Origin of the sequence: Pedobacter sp. (assembly GCF_045628745.1) — a bacterium.
Lineage (GTDB): Bacteria > Bacteroidota > Bacteroidia > Sphingobacteriales > Sphingobacteriaceae > Pedobacter.
Genome location: NZ_JAZQPU010000414.1, coordinates 1 through 2,239, shown reverse-complemented (window position 1 = coordinate 2,239; position 2,239 = coordinate 1). Strand labels below are relative to the sequence as shown.

Annotated in this window: 2 protein-coding genes; both read left to right on the top strand. The window is 38.6% G+C overall.

Going from position 1 to position 2,239, the window contains the following annotated elements:
• Positions 1-1,330: ATP-binding protein (locus tag ACR2F7_RS14975; protein ID WP_432714353.1), on the top strand; the 1,330-nt coding region annotated here is incomplete at its 5' end.
• Between the two features lie 127 nt (positions 1,331-1,457).
• A partial coding sequence (locus ACR2F7_RS14970) for a sialate O-acetylesterase (protein ID WP_432714352.1) occupies positions 1,458-2,239 on the top strand: 782 nt, incomplete at its 3' end.

Genomic DNA, 2,239 nt, shown 5'->3' with positions numbered 1-2,239 from the left:
AGAATCGTTTAACGACCTCAGTGAACGTAAGCAAATTCAACTGGTCTTTAAAAGCCAGCTGCGGTATTTCTTTATTTCATTTGATCAGGATAAAATAGAACGTGTGTTGTTCAATTTGTTAAGCAATGCCTTTAAATTTACGCCTATTGGTGGCACAATTTCATTAGAATTAGAGAGAAGTGAACAACTGGGCAATGCGGAGGAAGCTGCCTTGCTGATCAAGGTATCGGATACCGGAATCGGGATCTCTGCAGAGGACAAAGAGAAGATCTTTGATCGTTTTTTCCAGATTGATACCGCTGCAACCATCTTAAACCAAGGAAGTGGGATTGGTTTATCCATCGCTAAAGAATTTGTTAAAATGCATGATGGCCAAATTTCCGTGCAAAGCGAACCTGGCGTTGGCACATGTTTCACCATTGAACTCCCTTGTTCCACAACTCAGGCTGCAGATGAATTGACCATTGATTTTTCAAGTTCTATTACATCTCAAATGGAACAAGAAACGAATGTTAAAGCTGATAAAATCGAAAATGGTATAGATAGGCCATCAGTGCTGTTGGTAGAAGATAATGAAGATTTCAGGTTTTACCTTAAAGATAGTTTAAAGTCGGTTTATAAAATTTATGAGGCCTGCAATGGACAGGAGGGCTGGCAAAAGGCCTTAGCGCATCATCCCCAGGTTATTGTTAGTGATATCAATATGCCGATGATGAATGGCATTGAGTTATGTGGTAAAGTAAAAGCCGATAAAAGAACCAACCATATTCCCATTATCTTATTGACCGCATTAACTGGTGAAGAGGAGCAGATTAGAGGATTGGAAACCGGTGCAAGTGACTATTTAACCAAGCCTTTTAATTTTGAAATTCTCAATGCAAAAATTAAGAACTTACTGGCCTTAAATAAAACGTTTAAAGACACCTATACTAAACAGATCAAAGTTCAGACACCAGAAGTAGTGATAGAATCGCATAGCGATAGGTTATTAAATAAAGTTGTGCTGTACATTGAAGAAAATTTGAATAACCCTAAACTCTCTGTGGAAGATTTGAGCAAACATGTAGGCATGAGCAGGGGATCTTTATATCATAAAATTCTGGAGCTAACAGGCCAGTCGCCGGTAGTTTATATCAGATCTGTGAAGTTAGATAAAGCAACCGTTTTACTTGAAAAAAGCGATTTGAATGTTTCTCAGATTGCTTACATGGTTGGTTTTGCTACACCTAATTATTTTGCAAAGTCTTTTAAGGCTAAATTTAACATGCAACCTTCAGAATACAGGCTTTTAAAGCGACAAGTAGAAGTTCATTTGCTGGAAGAAAGCTGAGCTGGCTACGCTGATGTAAAGGAGAATAGCATTAAACATATTTGCTGTTAAAATAATCAATACTTCCCTGTATTAGCCGCTGAATGCTATAGTTTTATCCCATCAGATACTCATAACATGTATGGCGATGACAGATACTTATAAGGTAAAACCAAGTTTAAGCTTGGTAAAAATGATAAGAACAGGCTTCTTAGTTTTACTCTTTTTATTGGGCATAAGTAATAGTTATGCCCAAAATCCAAACTTCCATATTTATCTCTGTTTCGGACAATCAAACATGGAAGGCAGTGCTAAGTTTGAAGCCCAGGATACCACTAATGTAAGTGGTCGTTTTAAAGTGTTACAAGCAGTGGACTGCGCTGAGCTGAACAGGAAAAAAGGAAACTGGTATACCGCAATACCACCAATAACCAGGTGTAACACAGGATTAACGCCTGCAGATTATTTTGGAAGAACAATGCTTGAGCAGCTTCCAGAAAATGTTACTGTGGGGGTAATTAATGTGGCCGTTGGCGGCTGTAAAATTGAATTGTTTGATCAAAATCAAGCTCAAACATATATTGCCAATGCCCCGGAATGGATGAAGGGAATGATTAGTGAATATGGTGGAAATCCTTATGGACGCTTAGTCGAACTAGCAAAAATTGCCCAGAAGCAAGGGGTAATCAAAGGGATTTTAATGCACCAGGGTGAATCTAATACTGGCGATAGTTTATGGACTCAGAAGGTTAAAGTTGTTTATGATCATTTGTTAAAGGACCTGAGTCTTAAAGAAAACTCCATACCGCTGCTGGCAGGAGAGGTAGTGCATGCTGAGCAGGGTGGCGTTTGCGCAAGCATGAATAACATCATTGCACAACTTCCTCAAGCTATTCCAAATTCATATGTCATCTCTTCAAAGGGATGTAC